Consider the following 18,117-nt stretch of genomic DNA (forward strand, 5'->3'; position numbering starts at 1 on the left):
CGAACTCAGAAGTGAAACGATGCATCGCCGATGGTAGTGTGGGGTTTCCCCATGTGAGAGTAGGTCATCGTCAAGATCGAATTCCGAAACCCCTGTCTGCTAACGCAGACAGGGGTTTTGTCGTTTCAGTGCCCACAAAAGTCTGACCTTCAAACCGCTCTGCGTGCCTTGCTGCTCCGACGAGCCTGCCATTTGCGCCACCAGATGTAGACGCCAGTCCCCGACAACCCCGCAATCAGAACACCCAATACCGCGATCATCACTTGTCCGGTGAAGCCTATGATCCGTCCTCCATGTATCGGCAACTGCAATCGATAAAACCGCTCTCCCAACGTCCCTTCTCCTGCGATCTCCTGCCCCAGTAATCGTCCGTCAGTACCGTGGAAGAACAACCAGGATTTGCCGTGGGCCTCGGTGTCATGCTGTCCAAACCCCGCACCGTAGAAGTTGTACTCAAAGCTGTAATACAACTCGCCGATCGCTGCTGTCAGCCCCAACCTTTTCCCCTCCTGCTGTGCCCTTTCGTATGCCTGTTGATAACTCAATCGGGTGATCCCCAGCTCTTCGGCAGGCATCCGCCCTCGCGCCTCATACACGCTCGGTTCAATCGCAGAAAACAACGACAGCACCGGTTTAAAGACCTGACTCGGCAGGTTCATCGCCACGCTGCTGACGGCTATCGGCAGCAACAACAACCACAGCCACAAGCCCCCTGCTCGATGCAGATCGAAGTTGAGCCGATAGGCATGACCGCCCTTGATCTTCCAGGCGTTCGACCACTTCTTCCAGAACGGTTTACCCCGCGGCAACGTCAGCCAGAGGGCGATGAAGCAATCGATTACCCAGGCGATGGCCACCAACCCCATCAACAGCAAACCCCAGTTGCCGGGCAGGGTCAGGTTGTAGTGAAACTCGAGAATGAACGGAACGAAGTTCTCACGCTGGAAACAGCACTCGCCCCAGTAACGCTGGCCCTTCTGCTCGCCACTGACCGGGTCGAGGTAGAACACCTGATTGCGCTCATCGAGCGGTTTCCCGGTCGCCGGATCATTCCGCGGAACCGCCGCCAGCAATGCCGTGTGGCCTGCCTCATTCGGGTACTCCATGTACCAGACCTGCAACTTCGGATGGGCCGATTGCACCGCATCAACCAGCTCACCTGGCGGCAGACGCTCCCCCTCGGCCGAAGCCGCGTAAAACTCCGGATTCAACCACTCATCCAGCTCATGGTTGAACGCCAGAATGCTGCCAGTGATCCCGGCCAGCAGAAGAAAAACCGCCGTGGCCAATCCGATATACCGGTGCAATAAAACCAGAAACGAACGCATGAAAATTCCCCCACAGATACGACAAAGCCAGCCCCTGAAATCAGGGGCTGGCTTTTTTATGCACAAGACAAAGGCTTAGAACTGGTAACTGACCGTGGCGGCGACGTTGCGCTCTTCGCCCATATAGCAGAAGTTCAGACTGGCGCAGGAGGCTACGTAGGATTCATTGGTCAGATTGTTCGCATTCAGGCGTACGTCGACACCCTTCAGACCGACCTTGCCGAGGTCATAGCCAATCGATGCGTCGAACAATGTGTAGGACGGCACCTTCATGGTGTTCTCTGCATCCGCCCAGCTGTAGCCGACATAACGCACACCCGCGCCCAGTCGCAGACCATCCAGTGCTGCGCTGTCGAACTTGTAGTCGACCCACAGCGATGCCATGTGCCGCGGCGCCTGGGTTGGCGAGTTGCCTTTGTTCTCGATCACATTGGTCGGTGTGCTCAAGGTGCTGGTCATCGACTTCGAGTACTCAATGTCGGTGAAGGTGTAGCTGCCGAGGACTTTCAGGTTATCGGTCAACTGCATGTGCGCTTCCAGTTCCAGACCCTGAGAGCGGACAGCACCTACAGCGCGATAGAAGTTTTCCTGCGGCAGTTTGGTCGCCAGGTTCTCCTGATCGATGCGGAACAACGAGGCGGTGAACAGATTGTCGGTACCCGGCGGCTGATACTTCAGGCCCACTTCCCACTGCGTTCCATCGGTCGGCGCGAGAGGATTGCCTGCGCTGTCCGCGTAGGAGTTCGGGTTGAACGACTCGGAATAGCTGACGTACGGCGCGAGGCCGTTATCGAACAGATACAGCGCGCCGGCACGCCCGGTGAGCTTCGTGCGTCGGTCGTTGATCTCGGTGCCGACCGGACGGCCCGCCTCGGCGATGCGGTTTTCGTCGGAGGTTTCCACCCAGTCCTGGCGCAGCCCCAGCGAGAAGCGCCACTTGTCCATCTCGATCAGGTCTTGCAGGTAAACGCCGGTCTGCTCCAGGCGCCGCAGATAGCTGGTCTCGCCGTATGGCGTAATAGCCGAATTGCCATACACCGGGTTGAACGCATTGATCGGCGCCAGGCCGCCACTGGTCCAGTCGACCACGGTTTTGCGCCGCTGGTAATCCGCTCCCATCAGCACTGTATGCTTGGTTGCGCCGGTGAAGAATTCGGCCTGAAGCATGTTATCGACGATGAACGCGTGCAGACGCTCGTCACCGCCGGTGTAGTAGCGATTCAGTTCGTTGCTGGTCGGCGACGTCCAGCCATAGGCGTACACCTGATCCATGTTCACTTTGGAATCAAGGTAGCGGAAGTTCTGCCGCGCGGTGAAGACGTCGTTGAAGCGGTGTTCGAACTGGTAACCGAACGACTGCTGATCACGGGAGTAACCGTCGATACCCGGCTCGCCTTCGAAGAAGTGCGGCGAGATGCGATTGCCGTTGCGCTGATGAATCGTGCCGTCGGCCGGCACGCCACCGTGGTAGCCGCCATCCGGGTCATGCTGCAGATACGCCTGCAGGGTCAGCGAAGTATCTTCGTTGAAATCGATGCTGACGGTTGGCGCGAGAGCGAAGCGTTTTTCCTTGTTGTGGTCGAATTGCGTGTCGGACTGATCCGTCAAACCGATCAGACGATAGGCGATGCGTTTGTCGTCATCGACCGGTCCGCTGAAGTCAAAACCGACACCGCGCTGGCCCTGAGTACCGACTGTGGCCTGAACCTGGTGATAGGCCTCGTACAGGGGCTTCTTGCTGGTCAGCGCCACCAGACCGCCCGGCGAGCTGCGGCCGTAGAGCACCGACGACGGGCCCTTCAAAATATCTACGCGCTCGAGGAAATACGGATCGACCTGCATGGTGCTGTAGGTACCGCTGTCGCCCATCGACTTGAGGCCGTCGAGGTAGATGTTATCCACCGAACCGTCGTTGAAGCCGCGCATTGCCACGTAGTCGTAACGGTGCGTGGCGCCGTAAGGGTTGGTCAGCACGCCTGGGGTGTAACGCATGGCCTGGGACACGGTTTGCGAGCCTTGGTCATCCATTTGCTCGCGGGTGACCACGGACACGCTTTGCGAAGTTTCCAGCAGCGCGGTACTGGTCTTGGTGGCGATCTGGCTGTGCGTCGCGTTGTAGCCATCCATGCTGCCCAACGCGTTGCCGAGGGCGAAGCCTTTGATGTCCGTGGTCGGCAGGGCCAGTGCTTCGATTTCTGCGACGGAGCGCAACACATAGCTGCTGCCGTCCTGGCTGACCGCCTCCAGACCCGAACCACCGAGCAGATGACTCAGCGCCTGATCGGTCGAATACTCGCCCTGCACGCCGGGTGATTGTCGGCCTTGAGTCTGCTGTGGGGTCATCGACAAGGTGATGCCGGCTTGGCGTGCGAACTGGTTCAGCGCCTCGCCCAATGGCCCGGCGGCGATGTTGTAGCGGTGGCTGCTGACTTCGCTGGCATTGGCCGCCATGCTCAGGCTCGGCAACACGCCAACGCCCAGTGCGGTAGAAAACAGCGCCGCCCGAACGGCGTGACGCAACAGGCCAGATTCGGCAGAGAAATTCAGAGGGTTCTTACAGGTAACGCGCGCAGTCATTGTAGGTTTCCGTAGGCAGTCGCGAAGGCTGAGTTGAAGTGCTTACTGACTAAGCCGGACGTGCCGCGAAAACCCGCCAAAATAAATTCAGACCACAGACTCCAGCGTCACCCACCAACGGGTGCGGTAGCGCAATTGCACCGGCAGGGTCTGCGGCAGGATCGCCAGCAGCTTGTCGGTGTCCTCAAGACGGAACACGCCGGACAGGCGCAAATCCGCAATGTCCGACGCACAGTTCAGAAAGCCCTGGCGATACCGGCCGACTTCGCTGAGAAAGTCGCCCAGCCGCATGTTGCGAGTCACGATCAGCCCGTCGACCCAGGCACCGGCGTCCATGTCCAACGGCGGCGCCGGGCGAATTTGATGGTGATCGATCAGATAGCTCTGACCGGCGATGGCCTCTGTCGAGTTGCCGGCGGAGTGAATCGCGACTCGGCCACTGGTGACGCTCAGTCGCGTGCATCCATCTTCCTGGCGCAGAATGAATCGCGCCTTGAACGGCTCGTAACTGCCATGACGACTCTGCACCCGCAGCGGTCGATCAATCGGCGCACCTTCATCGGCACCGCCACAGGTGACGATGATTTCGCCACGGGTCAGTTTGATCAGCCGCTGTTGTGCGGTGTAATCGAGATCCACGCTGCTGGCGGTGTTGAGCTCGATCCGCGTGCCGTCCGGCAGCTGGAAGCCACGGCGCTCGCCGGTGGCGGTGGCGTAGTCGGCGCTCCACTGTTGCCAGGCGGAAGTATCGCTGGCCAGCCATCCCGCTGAACCCATCAGCAGCGCGCCGGACAACAGCTTCAACGCCTGACGTCGACCCAACCCCTGCGCACTGTTTTCCAGCGTGTTGAACGCCACCTGCGCTCCGGGCACGGCACGCAGGTTGTGGGTCAGTTCGGCTTGCAGAGACTGCACCCGTTGCCAGGCCAGTTCGTGATCATGGTGTTCAGCGCGCCATTGTTCGCACTGGCGATTCAGGCGCGGGTTGCCATGGTTGTTGCGCAGACGCAGGAGCCAGTGAATGGCCTGTCGGACGACCTGCTGCGGTGGCTCGGCGCGTCGGCCAAGCGAGAGGTTATCCACCGGCATCAGTTTTCGTACCGCAGCACGTAGCAGTGAAACAGGGCGTCGGCGACGTAGCGTTCTACCGAGCGCAGGGACAGGCCCATCTGCTCGGCGATCTGCTTGTGGGTCAAACCTTCGCACTGAGCCAGCAGAAATGCCTGACGCACTTTCGGCTTCAAGCCTTCAAGCATGCGGGCAATGCCCTCAAGCAGTTCGATCACCAAGGCGCGGGATTCGGCACTCGGGGTTTCGGCTTCAGGCAAATGAGCGATGGTTTCCAGATAGGCGCGTTCGATTTCTTCTCGGCGCCAATGATCGATCACCAAACCCCGAGCAACCGTGCGCAAGAATGCGCGAGGTGCCTTGAGTTCCAGACGCTCGGTGCGTTGCAGCAGGCGCACGAACGTGTCCTGAGCCAGATCCGCCGCATCGGCGGCATTGCCCAGTCGCGCGCGCAACCAGCCGTTGAGCCAACCGTGATGACTACTGTAAAGCGCCTGTACTGCAAACTCAGGTGAGGACATGAACGCGACAGCCCGAACGTCACAAATGATAATTAGTCGCATTGTCATCAAGGGTTACAGAATTTGCAACCGGCGCTGCAAAACAGTCATCAAAAAATGACAGGCGAACGCTCTGGCACGCCGTTCGGCGGGAATCTGGCAGAAATGCCGTCCATTTCCTGCAAAGCCCTAAGTTTTCTCCGAAGCGTGCCGACAGACTGGTGAGACATGCGTGCACCAAAGTAGAGCGGCCATCAGAACGCTGCCTGCGCTGTACATGGAATGTTGCATCCGGAACGCATCCCCACTTTTGGCATAAGAAGTCCCATGAAATGAATCTCAAGTTCAGCCATAAAATCCTGTTGGCCGCCTCGGGCGTCGTGGTCCTGGCGTTCGCGCTGTTCACTTTGTACAACGACTATCTGCAGCGAAACACCATTCGCCAGAACCTCCAGTCCTCGGTCCAGCAGGCCGGCGACCTGACCGCCAGCAGTGTGCAGAACTGGATGAGCGGGCGGATTCTGGTACTGGAAAATCTCGCACAGAACGTCGCCCATCAAGGCAAGAACGCCGACTTCCCGGGCCTCGTCGATCAACCGGCCTTCACCTCGAACTTCCAGTTCACCTACGTCGGTCAGGCCAACGGTGTGTTCACCCAGCGCCCTGACGCGAAGATGCCGGACGGCTACGACCCGCGTCAGCGTCCCTGGTACAAGCAGGCCGTGGCCGCTGACCAGACCATGCTGACCCCGCCATACATGGCCGCCGTTGGCGGTCTGGTAGTGACCATCGCCATGCCGGTGAAAAAGAACGGCGAGCTGCTCGGCGTCGTGGGCGGTGACCTGAGCCTGGAAACCCTGGTGAAGATCATCAACTCGGTGGACTTCGGTGGCCTGGGCCACGCGTTCCTGGTCAGCGGTGACGGTCAGGTGATCGTCAGCCCGGATAAAGACCAGGTGATGAAGAACCTCAAGGACATCTACCCGAACGCCGATGTACGCATCCAGAAGGGCAACCAGAACGTGGTGCTCAACGGCCAGGAACGCATCCTGTCGTTCACCCCGGTCGCAGGTCTGCCGAATGCCGAGTGGTACATCGGTCTGTCGATCGATCGCGACAAGGCCTACGCCGCACTCAGCCAGTTCCGCACCTCGGCACTGATCGCAATGTTCGTCGCCGTCGGCGCGATTGCAGTCTTCCTGAGCCTGCTGATCACCGTCCTGATGCGTCCGCTGATCACCATGGGCCGCGCGATGCAGGACATTGCCCAGGGTGAAGGTGACCTGACCCGTCGTCTGGTAGTGGAAAGCAAGGACGAGTTCGGTGAGCTGGGCAGTTCGTTCAACCAGTTCGTGGAGCGGATTCACGCTTCGATCTCCGAAGTGTCTTCCGCGACTCGCCACGTACACGACCTGTCGCAACGGGTGATGGCATCGTCCAACGCCTCTATCATCGGCTCCGACGAGCAAAGCGCGCGCACCAACAGCGTGGCCGCCGCGATCAATCAACTGGGTGCTGCCACCCAGGAAATCGCCCGCAATGCTGCCGATGCTTCGCAACACGCCAGTGGTGCGAGCGAGCAGGCCGATGACGGTCGTCAGGTGGTCGAGCAGACGATTCAGGCCATGACCGAGCTGTCGCAGAAGATCAGCCTGTCGTGCACCCAGATCGAAACCCTGAATGCGAGCACCGATAACATCGGCCACATTCTCGACGTGATCAAAGGCATCTCCCAACAAACCAACCTGCTGGCGCTCAACGCGGCCATCGAAGCGGCCCGTGCCGGCGAAGCCGGACGCGGTTTTGCGGTGGTGGCGGACGAGGTGCGTAACCTCGCTCACCGCACGCAGGAATCGGCGGAAGAGATCCACAAGATGATCACCTCGCTGCAGGTCGGCTCCCGTGAAGCGGTGACCACCATGAACGCCAGTCAGGCGTCCAGCGAAGAGAGCGTTGAAGTGGCGAACCAGGCCGGTCTGCGACTGGTCAGCGTGACCCAGCGCATCGGCGAAATCGACGGCATGAACCAGTCGGTGGCAGCGGCTACCGAAGAGCAGACCGCCGTGGTGGAAACCCTCAACGTCGACGTCAACCAGATCAACCTGCTGAACCAGCAGAGCGTGGCCAACCTCAATGAAACGTTGAAGGATTGCGATGCGTTGTCGCAGCAGGCCAACCGTTTGAAACAGCTGGTCGACAGCTTCAAGATCTGATCGCTTGCAGTCAAAGAACAGCCTGCTGCGGAGTGATCCGCAGCGGGCTTTTTCATGCCTTACACAAACAGCTTCAGCACATTGCCCATCGCGTCATCGGCAAACCCCTGCACGAAACCCTTGAACCCCGGCAGTGCGTCGGGGCCGCCGCTGGCCGGCTCGGCAATGATCGTCCAGGTCGCCCGCGACTTGCCCGCGCCCAGCGATTCCACATTCATCGCCGCCCACAGATTGGCCACGCCCAGGGTGTTGTAGATCGTGGTCCAGGTCATGCTCAGCGCCTGGTCGTCCCGGGAGTTGAGTTGCTCGACCACGACGTTGCCATCCTTGAAGAACTTCTTGCGCAGGGAAGACACGCCTTCGCCGGTCATTTCGATGTGCGACAGCGCTGGAATGAAACGGTCGAAACCGTCGAATTTGCCGACCACTGTCCACACTTGTCTGGCGTCCACCGGCACTTCCACCGAAGACACGACGTGGCAGCCGTGAGGGTTTTTGATCAGGGTGTCGGGTTGAAGATTGCTCATGGTGTTGCTCCTTGGTTGATGAGTCAGATGAAGTTGATTTCTTTCAGGTAGTCGCAGCCGCGACGCAGCAGCGCCGGGGATTTTTCCGGGTAGTGCGCGCCCATCTGCTGCACGCCGGCCTGGGCGTTGGCGTGGCCGATCAGGGAGATGTCGCCGATGTCTTCCTCGAAGCCGTTGAGGTAGAAACCGAGCACGCCGAACAGCGCGTTGTCGGCATCGACCCGGCCCAGTTGCTGTTGCCAGTCGGCGACGCTGACCAGCGAAAACTCGCTGCCGGTTTCGCGGAACGACGCAACGTAGGCATCCCAGCTCAGGGGCTCCGGGTTGTGCAGGTTGAACACCGCCCGTTCGGCCGAATAACGGCTGGCGTGGAAGGCGATGAAACGGGCGAGAAAATCCACCGGCATCAGGTCGAAATTCAGCGCGAAGGCCGGCACCTGACCGAGCTGGATCGAGCCCTTGAGCATCAGCATCAAACGGTTCTTGTGCGGCTGGCACACGCCGCTGAGGCTGTTGAAACTGATGTTGCCGGGTCGATACAGATTGACCCGCACACCACGTTCCCGCGCCCGTTCGAGAATGCGCTCGCCGACCCATTTCGACAGGTTGTAGCCGTTGCGGATGTAGATCGGCGGCGTCGGTGCGGCGGGCAATTCCAGCACCCGGCCTGCGTCGTCGACGGTGCTGGAGGCCGACAGTGTCGAGACGAAGTTGAACACCTTCTTGCTGCGCCCCTCGCACAGCCGCAGCAGTTCGAAAATCGGCTCGACGTTGTCCGCCGCCAGCGACTCGTAGTCGAGCACGTGATTGACGTTGGCCGCGTTGTGCACCAGCGCGCCGAACTCGCGATCCAGTCGCTCGAAATTCTCATTGGCCAGACCGAGTTGAGGTCGTGCGATGTCCGCCGAATAGACCCGCACCCGACTCAGGTCCAGGTGCTCCAGCCGGTTCTCTCGCAGCGATTGGGCAAAGCGCTGCGCCGCCGTCTGCCCGCCGCCGTCGCGCACCAGACACGCCACTTCACTGGCGCCCCATCCCAGCAGCGCCTCGACGATATGCACACCGACAAAACTGTTGGCGCCGGTGACGATTACCTTGTGCACATCGCCCATGCGGCTGATCGGCAACGGATCGATTTCCAGCGCTCGCTCGGCGTCGGCCATCGCCTGGGCGCTGAGTACCGCGCTGTCATCGGTGCCGCGTACCAGGGTGGCGAGCTTGGTGATGGTCGGCAGCTCGATGAAGCGGTTGATCGAAATGCTGCGACCGAACTCCTCCCGCAGACGCAGGAGCATGCGTGACAGCAGAATCGAATGACCGCCGAGATTGAAGAAGCTTTCGTCGGTGGAAATGTCGCTGGTCGGCAACTCCAGCAACTCGCCCCAGATCTCCAGCAGCAGCGCTTCGTCGGCGTTGGCCGGCAGGCATTTGGGGCCGCTGTCCTGCACGCTCACCGGCAGTTCCAGCAAGGCCTTGCGATCGACTTTGCCATTGGCGGCGAACGGCATGTTCGGCAGTTCCGTCCATGCCACCGGTTGCATGTAGTCGGGCAAAAACTGCTGTGCGTGAGCTTTCAACGACTCGCGCGCGGCATCCGATTGCGGCTGGGCGAGGAACGCCAGAATCCGTCGCTGACTGTCGATCACCACCGCGATCTGCCGATACAGCTGACTCTCGCGCAGGCAGCGTTCGATCTCTTCCGGCTCGACCCGGAAGCCACGGATCTTCACCTGATTGTCGCGGCGTCCGCACAGCTCGATGCCGTCCTTGCCCCATTTGGCCATGTCGCCGCTGCGGTAGGCGCGCAGTCGCTGGCCGTCCGGCAGCTCCAGATCCAGATAGCGCTCCGATGTCTGCTGTGGATTGTTCAGGTAACCCAGGCACACACCGGGGCCGACGATGAACAACTCGCCCACGGTTTGCTCCGGCACCGGATACAGATCGTCATCGAGGATCAGCACCTGACTGTTGGCAATCGGCCCGCCGAGGGTGCGATTGCTGTCGCCCGGTTGCAGTTGCCGCGCGGTGATCAGCACCGTGGCTTCGGTGGGGCCGTAGAGGTTGTGCAGCTTGCCCTGGCGCGTCAGTTGTTCGATCACGAACGGCTCGCAGACGTCGCCGCCAGTCATGATTTGCCCGACGCTTTGCAGTTGCTCCAGCGGCAGGATGCTCAACAGCGCCGGCGGCAGGAACGCGTGGGTCAGTTGCCGACGGCGAATCAGCGCCACCAGTTGCAGCGGATCACGGCGCTGGTTGTCGTCGGGCACCACCAGTTCCGCGCCTTCGAGCAGGGTCGGGAAGATGTCGATCAGCGACGAGTCGAAACTCAGCGACGAGAACTGCAACACCCGGCTCTCGGCGCGCAACTGCACGTAGTCGGCGTACCACGCGGTGAAGTGCGCAAGGTTCGCCTGACTCAGCAGCACACCCTTCGGATGCCCGGTAGTGCCCGAGGTGTAGAGCGCCATGCACGGCGCATCGAGCTCGGGCCGCCGACGCATCAACGGTTGCGACAGATCGACGTCAGTGCTGTCGATGCGGCAGACATCCAGCCCCGGCATCGAATCGCTCAGCGGGTGTTCGCCGTCGTGCAGCAACAACACCGCCCCGGCGTTTTCCAGAATGTACTGCTGGCGCTGAAGCGGATGGCTCGGTTCCAGCGGCAGATACACCGCGCCGCTGCCGAGTATCGCCAGAATCGAAGCAAACAGTGCATCGCATTTCGGCAGGCAAATCCCGACTACCCACGGTTGCGGCTGTTTCTCCAGCAGTGCCAGCAAGTGTTGCTGGATCGCCCGGCTGTGATCATGCAACTGGCGATAGCTGATCGACTGCTCGGCGAGGTGCAGCGCAGGGCGCTCGGCATGCTCGATCAGGCTCCGTTGCAGCCGCTCGATCACCGGGATCTGCGCCTGTTGCAGCAAGGCCGGATTGGCCGTGGCATTGAGGCGATGGATGTAAGCCAGGCTGTCGAGGAACAGCAGGTTTTCCACCTGTTCGAAGTCCGGCGCACAGGCCCTCGTCGCATGCTGGAAATACTCGGCATCGCGGGAGAAACGGCTGACCAGCAGCGCCACTTCGTCCACCACCTGCGCCAGTGTTCGCTGGCGCAGGGCCTGACCGTTGCCGGACGGTTCGTCGGCGATGGGCACGCGGCTCAGCAGCGTCGAATTACAGAGGCAAAGCAGATCGAGAACCGGCAGTCCGCCGATGCCCGTTGCACCGATGCCCAGGCGCAGGTTTAGCTGCGGTGTCGCGCCGTGATCCTGCGGCGCAAGGCTGCCGTCATCGATCACCAGATCCACCGACGGAGCAGTCCCTGTCAGCAATGAATGACCGTGTTGTTCGAGCTCCTGCGCCAGGTCGGTCAAGGCCTGGCTGCGGCCCCTCAGCAAAATGTCGAGACGTCTCATGTCAGCCTCCTTGTCAAACCAGGTAGTCGCGCAGGGCGTGCTGCACGCACGGTGTGTCGAGCAGCGAGCTGTTGTGGAAAAACCGCACGATGTTGCCCACCAGCGGGTGGTGGCGATTGATCGGGAAGGCCAGCCCGACCATCTCGTCTTTCAGTGCGCGGCGGGTAGCGTCGTTGACCGGCAGGGCGTCGATCAGGCGCAGGTCGAAGGACTTCTGGATGTCGTTGGTCAGGTAGTGGCCGATGAACACCGGCAGGATCTGCGCGATGCATTCGCGATCCGCATCGCTCGCGGTGTGCCAGTAGATGCGCACCATCCGCGCCCAGAAACTCGAGTGCCGGCCCTCGTCGAGCAAGTGGTCGGCCATCAGGCCCTTGATCGACGGCTTGACCGTGTCGTCCCGGGCGAACGCCGCGACATCGCCGGTCACGGTGTTCTCGGCGATGGCGACGCAGATCAGCTCCACGGCGCTTCTCAGGTGTTGCGGGGCCAGTTCGACGGCGGCCGGAATCGCCCGGCTCAGTTCGATTTCATTCGGCAGCTCGATCGGCTCGATGCCGGTCATGGCCACCGTCTGTTGCATGAAATCCATCGCCACCAGCGCGTGGTAATCCTCGTCCACGACCACGGTCATGGCGTCGTAGCGACAGGCGAACGGGAAGGCCACGGCGAAGCGGTTCTTGGCGATGCTTCGCGCGGTTTTGTCGACGATCTCGGTTTCGAAAATCACCACGTCGTTGATGAACTTGTACAGCGTCTGCACCAGGGCGAAATCCCGTTGCTCGGGGCATTCGCGCAGGAAGGTTTCGCTGAGCACCAAGGGCTGGCGGCTGAGCGGATAGATCAGCCGCGCGTCGTCCTCCAGCACGCGGCGTGGCCGGGTGCGAATGGTCGCGCGGCTTTCCCAGGCATCGGCGAAAGACTGGTAGTCGGCGGCGTTCATTGGGCCACCTCCGCCAGCGGTTCGCGCATGCTCAGGCGCAGGCCGTCCCACAGGGCAATGCGGCTTTCCACGGCGGCGATGGCGCTGGCGTAGACCTCGGCTTCGCGCTGCGGATCGCCGTCCACCAGTCGGTCCAGCAGTTGTTCTGCGGCCGGGCCGTGGTCTTCGGAATCGACCTCGATGTGTCGCTCCAGGTAGTAACGGAAGGTCGGCGCCTGTTCGACACCGATGCCCCAGGCGTCGAGCATGCGCTGGAACATGGTCGGGATCACGCTCTCGCGACCGTGCAGGAATGCGGCGGCAACGCTGTGACCGGGTGCATGCAGTGCGGTGTGCAAGGTGTCACGGACGAACCGCGCAGCGGCCGGATCAACCTCGACGCTTTGCAGGGCGACGTCGTAACTCACGCCCTCCTGTTGCAGCGTCACGAAGCGTTCCACCGCTGTCGTGTCCGCACCGACTTCTCGCATCGCATCGAGGTACAGTTCGAAGTGACTGTAATGCCCGTGTGACAGCCGATCGTCCGACTCTTCGCCGAGCACGATTTCGTTGATCAGTCGGGCTGCGTGAGGATCGCGCGGCGGCAACCACGGCAGACGCGTGCAAGTCAGTTCCTGCTGCAGGCGCTTGGTCAGCGACATGAAGTCCCAGACGGCAAATACATGGGACTCCATGAACCGGCGCAATGTCGCCAAAGAATCGATTTCGGAGAAGATCGGATGAACGCTGAGTTCGGCTTTCTTTAGTGTAAGTTGCTCTTTAGTTGGCATGGTTGCGAGACTCTGGCTAATAGGGAAGTAGGGATTGCTCAATCAATCGCTAATAACGCTGAACAAGTTTCTCCAGGCGAACGACAGCCTCATTCGGTTTCGATGAAAGCAGGCAATGTCTGAAGGGCCCGAGACAGCAGCGGACGGTCAAGCCGTCGCAATCGAGGCCGTACTGCAAGGTTGTGCCGGGTTTGTCATTTCGGATCCAAACTCGGCGAAGAAAAACTAATACATCGCAAAACAACTTAACAAGTTTATTTTTAATTATTTTTAGTTGGCTGTTTTTGAAGTATGAGTGGGCCTGATAAAACTTATAAGTTAAGTTTTATTTGGGCGTAGTTGCTCCTTTCGGCGTTTAATGGCCAAAATTGAACGACAAGAGTGAATGCCTCACTCGAAGCAACTTTCCAATTGAGTAATTGAATGAATATGAGGGGATGAAGTCGGGCTGTAACGGCGCCGTTTCTTCCTGTTCCCGTGACAAGGCTCCTTCCGTAGGTTCCTGGTGCGGGGACTGCTGCCGGGGCGGCGCGTCCCCGTTCTATATTGGGTTGGCGATCCAAGGGTGCGCGTAAATCGGCGCCGCGGCTATCGTCGAAAATGACTTCCTTGCGGTGCAAATTCCGGGCTGTTCAAAGCAGGGGGGAGGTTAGAGCGCAGGCGTCGATGTGCCACGGCAAATGACCGTGACCGGTGGGGGGATTTGTAAGCGGGTTATTCGCCGGGTGAGTGGAGGCTCACCCGGGAGGGAGGATTCAGCGCGCCGCTTTGCGGCTTTGGCCGGCGGAGCTGGCGAGGTAACGGGTGATCACCTCGACACCGCGATTGAGGTGTTGCTCCAGCAGTGTCACGGCGTGCGGGGTGTCACGCTCTTTCACGGCCTGCAACAACGCACGGTGATCGTCCTGGGAGAGTTTGCCCAGGCCCATGGCCTCGAGGTTGAAGCGCAGGAAGCGTTCCTCTTCATTCAAGCCGTCTTCCACCAGCCGCAACAGCCGGCCATTGGGCGCCTTACTGTAGAGCGCCATGTGAAACAGACGGTTGAGCCGGCCGATTTCGGTGTAGTCGTGTTCGATTTCCAGCTCTTCGATGTAGCCGGCCGCGCGTTCGTGATCGGCCGGGGTCAGCAGCGGGATCGACTGGCGCAGCGCTTCGGACTCCAGCAGGATGCGCAGCTCGTAGGTTTCCGTTGCATCGCCCTGGATCAACGGCGCCACCACCGCGCCTTTGTGGGCAATCACGCTGAGCAGGCCCTGGGCCTCGAGTTGGCGCAAGGCTTCGCGCACCGGCATGCGGCTGACACCGAACAGGTCGGCCAGATCCTGCTGGCGCACGGCGGTGCCACAGGGCAGGCGCCCGTCGAGAATCGCCGCGCGCAGGGTTTCTTCGATGACCGAGCGCGCCAGATGCGCGGGAATCGGGCCGTCGACTTTGATGCTGTGGAGTGGCTTGGGCTTCTGGGTCACAACTGCACACCCTATGACTGCGATATTTGGATCCAAAGGACACTAGTGATTGCTCTACAGGTTGTCAAACCGTGTAGAAGAACCCTGTCACATCTGAAGTTTAGCGCGCCAGCGATGATCTCAGGGTGCCATTGTTTTTTGCTGGGCTAACCTTCACCATCAAGCGCTTTCCTCTCTGCCCTGGATGCCTTGCATTGGCGGTACGTTTCGCAATCCCACGGATTGCGCGCTGGCTTGCCTGCGCGCTGCTGCTGGCCGGCATCATGCTGGGCGGCCTGCATGCCGATTGGGATTTTTCCGCGATCAGCCGCAAGGCCACGGCACTGTACGGGCCGTTGGGCGCCGGGCAACAGCGGATCGATGCCTGGCAGAACCTGCTGGCCACGCAGAAGCAGGTCAGCGAGATGGAAAAGCTCAAAGTGGTGAACCTGTTTTTCAACAAACAGATGCGCTACGTCGAAGACATCGATCTGTGGCACGAGGTCGACTATTGGGAAACCCCCATCGAAGCCTTGTGGAAAGGCGCCGGCGACTGCGAAGACTACGCGATCGCCAAGTATTTCAGCCTGCGCCACCTCGGTGTGGCCAGTGACAAGTTGCGCATCACCTACGTAAAGGCGCTGCGCCAGAACCGCGCGCACATGGTCCTGACTTACTATTCCAGCCCTGACGCCATGCCGCTGGTGCTCGACAGCCTGATCGACCCGATCAAGCCGGCCGCCGAGCGAACCGATTTGCTGCCGGTCTACTCTTTCAATGCCGAAGGGCTGTACCTGCCGGGCGCCAAGGGCAACAAGAAGGTCGGTGACACCAAACGCCTGTCACGCTGGCAGGATGTGTTGAAGAAAATGCAGGCCGAAGGATTTCCGGTCGAGACGACTAACTAGGAGCACGCGCTCAGATGTCTTTGTTCAAACAGCTGTTGATCGCTATCTGTCTGTTCCTGGTGGTCGCCTTCACCGGCAGCTTCATGGTCAGTCTGGAGAGCTCGCGCACCCAGTACGTCAACCAGTTGCGCTCCCACGCCCAGGATGCGGCCACGGCGCTGGCGCTGTCGTTGACGCCGAACATCGATGACCCGGCGATGGTCGAGCTGCTGGTCAGCTCGATCTTCGACAGCGGTTATTACTCGAGCATCCGCGTGGTCGATCTGAAGACCGACCAGACCATCGTCGAGCGCAACGGCATTCCGGCGGTCACCAACGTGCCGGACTGGTTCGTCAAACTGATCGGCCTGGAGCCGGCCGGTGGCGATGCGCTGGTCAGCCGTGGCTGGGAACAGGCAGCGCGGGTCGAGGTGGTCAGTCACCCGATGTTCGCCCTGGCCAAGCTCTGGCAGAGCGCGCTCGGCAGCCTGGGCTGGTTGTTGGTTTGCGGCGCGGTGAGTGCGGTGCTGGGCGCGCTGTTGTTGCGTCGGCAATTGAAGCCGCTGGATTACATGGTCAAGCAATCCCACGCCATCGCCCGTCGCGAGTTCCTCAGCCTGCCGGACCTGCCGCGCACGCCTGAATTGCGCCGCGTAGTGCTGGCGATGAACCAGATGGTCGAGAAGCTCAAGGCGCTGTTCCAGGAGCAGGCAGAGCGCAGTGAAAAACTGCGTACCGAGTCCTATCAGGACAACCTCACCGGGCTGGCCAACCGGCGTTATTTCGAGATGCAGCTGAATGCGCGGGTGAGCAACCCGGAGCAGGCCAGTTCCGGTTATCTGCTGCTGTTGCGGGTCAAGGATCTGGCCGGGCTGAACCAGCGCCTTGGCGGTCAGCGCACTGATGAATTGTTGAAAGCGGTTGGCGAGCAACTGTCCCGCGAGTGCGCCAAATACCCGGAAACCCAGAACCTCGTCACCCGGATTCGCGGTGGTGAGTTCGCCGTGCTGGCGCCGGGACTGACCCGCGAAGAAGCGCTGCAACTGGCGCAGAGTCTCGACAGTGCGCTTAGCAGCTTGCACGCAACGGGCGCCACCGACGTGGCCGCCGTGGCTTCTATCGGCCTGGCACCGTTCGCTCACGGCGATTCGCCGCAAGCAGTTCTGAGCCTTGGCGATCAGGCGTTGGCCCAGGCCGAAGGGCAGGGTGAGCAGAACTGGGCGTGCCTCGATCAGAGTCTGGTGGCGGACGTCGGTGACGATCACCACGCCTGGCATCGCTTGCTCGATCAGGCGCTGAATCAGCGGCGTTTCGAGCTGTTCTTCCAGCCGGTAGTGGCGGCGCAGGACACGCAACTGGTGCTGCATTACAAAGTGCTGTCGCGCTTGCTCGACGAGCAGGGCCAGACCATTCCCGCCGGACGCTTCCTGCCGTGGCTGGAGCGCTTCGGCTGGACCGCGCGACTGGACCGGTTGATGCTCGAGCGGGTGCTGGAGCAGATGGCTGGCCATGAAGAATCCCTGGCGCTGAACTTGTCCTCCGCGACCCTGGCCGATCCGCAGGCGTTGAACAAAGTGTTCGAGATTCTGCGGACGCATTCCAACCTCGGTGCGCGCCTGACCCTGGAAATCGGCGAAGAACAATTGCCGGAGCAAGCGGTGCTGGAACAGTTGACCCGCCGCCTGCGCGAGCTCGGTTTCTCCCTGAGCCTGCAGCGTTTCGGCGGACGCTTCAGCATGATCGGCAACCTGGCGCGGCTCGGGCTGGCGTACCTGAAGATCGATGGCAGCTATATCCGGGCGATCGATCAGGAAAGCGACAAGCGTCTGTTCATCGAAGCGATCCAGCGTGCGGCGCACAGCATCGATCTGCCGCTGATTGCCGAGCGGGTCGAGACGGAAGGGGAGTTGTCGGTGATTCGCGAGATGGGGTTGTATGGGGTTCAGGGGCAGCTGTTTGGTGAGCCCAAGCCCTGGAAATGATGCAGCGCCAAACTGATCGTTCCCACGCTCCGCGTGGGAACGATCAACTCGACTTCAAACGGATCAGATCAACCCGCCCTCATCCTCATCGATCAACTGACTCAACCCGCCCAGCGCTTCCCGCGCCTGGGTCCGGTCCATCAATTTGGCCTGGGCCGCCGGTGGCAGGTCGGTGACGCGGATCACGCCTTTGCTGGTCAGCACCTGAATCAGGTCGTCGAGTACCCGGATCATTTCCAGGTCGCTCTGCTTGAGCTGTTTGAGGCTGTTCTCCACGGCTTCGTTGGCGTACCAGGCCTGGATTTCATGGTGGTCGGCCGGCAGCGTTTCCGTGGCCTCGGCGTAGGCCGCAGCTTCCACGCGAATCAACTGACCCTGCGCATCGCGTTGCACGTAAAACATTGAGCATCCCTCGGAAATGGACCAGCGTCATGCTGTCAGCAGCATAGCCAACTGCGCGCGAG

13 protein-coding genes and 1 rRNA gene are annotated in these 18,117 nt (G+C 60.8%); 4 read left to right on the forward strand and 10 right to left on the reverse strand.

Annotated features, from left to right (window positions below; genetic code table 11):
- Nucleotides 1-76 (forward strand): 5S ribosomal RNA (gene rrf / locus AC1RT4_RS26935); the annotation flags it as partial.
- Nucleotides 77-149: 73 nt separating this feature from the next.
- Here the strand turns inward: rrf and AC1RT4_RS26940 are convergent.
- From AC1RT4_RS26940 to AC1RT4_RS26955, 4 genes are all read right to left on the reverse strand, one after another.
- Nucleotides 150-1,328 carry a PepSY-associated TM helix domain-containing protein gene (locus tag AC1RT4_RS26940; RefSeq protein WP_493089094.1) on the reverse strand — a complete coding sequence of 393 codons (1,179 nt, stop codon included), beginning with the start codon at nucleotides 1,326-1,328 and terminating at the stop codon, nucleotides 150-152.
- 75 nt (nucleotides 1,329-1,403) lie between these two features.
- The gene (locus AC1RT4_RS26945) at nucleotides 1,404-3,905 is read right to left on the reverse strand and encodes a TonB-dependent siderophore receptor (RefSeq protein WP_493089096.1); all 2,502 of its coding nucleotides are present in this window, start codon (nucleotides 3,903-3,905) and stop codon (nucleotides 1,404-1,406) included.
- Between the two features lie 87 nt (nucleotides 3,906-3,992).
- The gene (locus AC1RT4_RS26950; RefSeq protein ID WP_493089098.1) at nucleotides 3,993-4,994 is read right to left on the reverse strand and encodes a FecR domain-containing protein; all 1,002 of its coding nucleotides are present in this window, start codon (nucleotides 4,992-4,994) and stop codon (nucleotides 3,993-3,995) included.
- Nucleotides 4,994-5,494, reverse strand: coding sequence for a sigma-70 family RNA polymerase sigma factor (locus AC1RT4_RS26955; RefSeq protein ID WP_085748543.1), 501 nt, complete (start codon nucleotides 5,492-5,494; stop codon nucleotides 4,994-4,996). The genes AC1RT4_RS26950 and AC1RT4_RS26955 overlap by 1 nt, the downstream gene beginning before the upstream one ends.
- 311 nt (nucleotides 5,495-5,805) lie before the next feature.
- Between AC1RT4_RS26955 and AC1RT4_RS26960 the strand changes: the two genes are divergently transcribed.
- Nucleotides 5,806-7,686, forward strand: a complete 1,881-nt coding sequence (locus AC1RT4_RS26960) for a methyl-accepting chemotaxis protein (protein ID WP_007960226.1) — start codon at nucleotides 5,806-5,808, stop codon at nucleotides 7,684-7,686.
- A gap of 59 nt (nucleotides 7,687-7,745) precedes the next feature.
- Here AC1RT4_RS26960 and AC1RT4_RS26965 read toward each other — a convergent pair whose 3' ends face one another.
- From AC1RT4_RS26965 to AC1RT4_RS26985, 5 genes are all read right to left on the reverse strand, one after another.
- Nucleotides 7,746-8,213: an SRPBCC family protein gene (locus tag AC1RT4_RS26965; protein WP_493089101.1), complete on the reverse strand. Its 468-nt coding sequence runs from the start codon at nucleotides 8,211-8,213 to the stop codon at nucleotides 7,746-7,748.
- Between the two features lie 23 nt (nucleotides 8,214-8,236).
- Complete coding sequence (locus AC1RT4_RS26970) at nucleotides 8,237-11,626, reverse strand: amino acid adenylation domain-containing protein (protein ID WP_493089103.1); 3,390 nt, start codon at nucleotides 11,624-11,626, stop codon at nucleotides 8,237-8,239.
- Nucleotides 11,627-11,639: 13 nt separating this feature from the next.
- Entirely contained in the window at nucleotides 11,640-12,569 is a 930-nt protein-coding gene (locus AC1RT4_RS26975; protein ID WP_493089105.1) for a diiron oxygenase, read from the reverse strand.
- Entirely contained in the window at nucleotides 12,566-13,339 is a 774-nt protein-coding gene (locus tag AC1RT4_RS26980) for a DUF3050 domain-containing protein (RefSeq protein ID WP_085684382.1), read from the reverse strand. Before AC1RT4_RS26980 ends, AC1RT4_RS26975 begins: the two co-directional genes overlap by 4 nt.
- A gap of 755 nt (nucleotides 13,340-14,094) precedes the next feature.
- Complete coding sequence (locus tag AC1RT4_RS26985) at nucleotides 14,095-14,805, reverse strand: GntR family transcriptional regulator (RefSeq protein ID WP_230734589.1); 711 nt, start codon at nucleotides 14,803-14,805, stop codon at nucleotides 14,095-14,097.
- A gap of 194 nt (nucleotides 14,806-14,999) precedes the next feature.
- On the opposite strand from AC1RT4_RS26985, the gene lapG reads away from it, so the two are divergent.
- Both lapG and lapD read left to right on the forward strand, forming a co-directional pair.
- Nucleotides 15,000-15,692, forward strand: coding sequence for a cysteine protease LapG (gene lapG / locus AC1RT4_RS26990; protein WP_007960234.1), 693 nt, complete (start codon nucleotides 15,000-15,002; stop codon nucleotides 15,690-15,692).
- A 14-nt stretch (nucleotides 15,693-15,706) separates the two neighbouring features.
- Nucleotides 15,707-17,653, forward strand: a complete 1,947-nt coding sequence (lapD, locus tag AC1RT4_RS26995; RefSeq protein WP_007960235.1) for a cyclic di-GMP receptor LapD — start codon at nucleotides 15,707-15,709, stop codon at nucleotides 17,651-17,653.
- A 63-nt stretch (nucleotides 17,654-17,716) separates the two neighbouring features.
- On the opposite strand, the gene AC1RT4_RS27000 is transcribed toward lapD, so the two are convergent.
- Entirely contained in the window at nucleotides 17,717-18,055 is a 339-nt protein-coding gene (locus AC1RT4_RS27000; RefSeq protein WP_007960236.1) for a hypothetical protein, read from the reverse strand.
- Nucleotides 18,056-18,117: the final 62 nt, after the last annotated feature.

The organism is Pseudomonas sp. GW821-FHT11D10, assembly GCF_058808435.1.

Bases quoted from the DNA above. Each gene is read 5' to 3' on its own strand.
- AC1RT4_RS26975 (WP_493089105.1), bottom strand. From the start codon at position 12,569: ATGAACGCCGCCGACTACCAGTCTTTCGCCGATGCCTGGGAAAGCCGC.
- AC1RT4_RS27000 (WP_007960236.1), bottom strand. From the start codon at position 18,055: ATGTTTTACGTGCAACGCGATGCGCAGGGTCAGTTGATTCGCGTGGAA.
- AC1RT4_RS26950 (WP_493089098.1), bottom strand. From the start codon at position 4,994: ATGCCGGTGGATAACCTCTCGCTTGGCCGACGCGCCGAGCCACCGCAG.
- AC1RT4_RS26940 (WP_493089094.1), bottom strand. From the start codon at position 1,328: ATGCGTTCGTTTCTGGTTTTATTGCACCGGTATATCGGATTGGCCACG.
- AC1RT4_RS26955 (WP_085748543.1), bottom strand. From the start codon at position 5,494: ATGTCCTCACCTGAGTTTGCAGTACAGGCGCTTTACAGTAGTCATCAC.
- AC1RT4_RS26970 (WP_493089103.1), bottom strand. From the start codon at position 11,626: ATGAGACGTCTCGACATTTTGCTGAGGGGCCGCAGCCAGGCCTTGACC.
- AC1RT4_RS26945 (WP_493089096.1), bottom strand. From the start codon at position 3,905: ATGACTGCGCGCGTTACCTGTAAGAACCCTCTGAATTTCTCTGCCGAA.
- AC1RT4_RS26960 (WP_007960226.1), top strand. From the start codon at position 5,806: ATGAATCTCAAGTTCAGCCATAAAATCCTGTTGGCCGCCTCGGGCGTC.
- AC1RT4_RS26965 (WP_493089101.1), bottom strand. From the start codon at position 8,213: ATGAGCAATCTTCAACCCGACACCCTGATCAAAAACCCTCACGGCTGC.
- lapD (WP_007960235.1), top strand. From the start codon at position 15,707: ATGTCTTTGTTCAAACAGCTGTTGATCGCTATCTGTCTGTTCCTGGTG.
- AC1RT4_RS26980 (WP_085684382.1), bottom strand. From the start codon at position 13,339: ATGCCAACTAAAGAGCAACTTACACTAAAGAAAGCCGAACTCAGCGTT.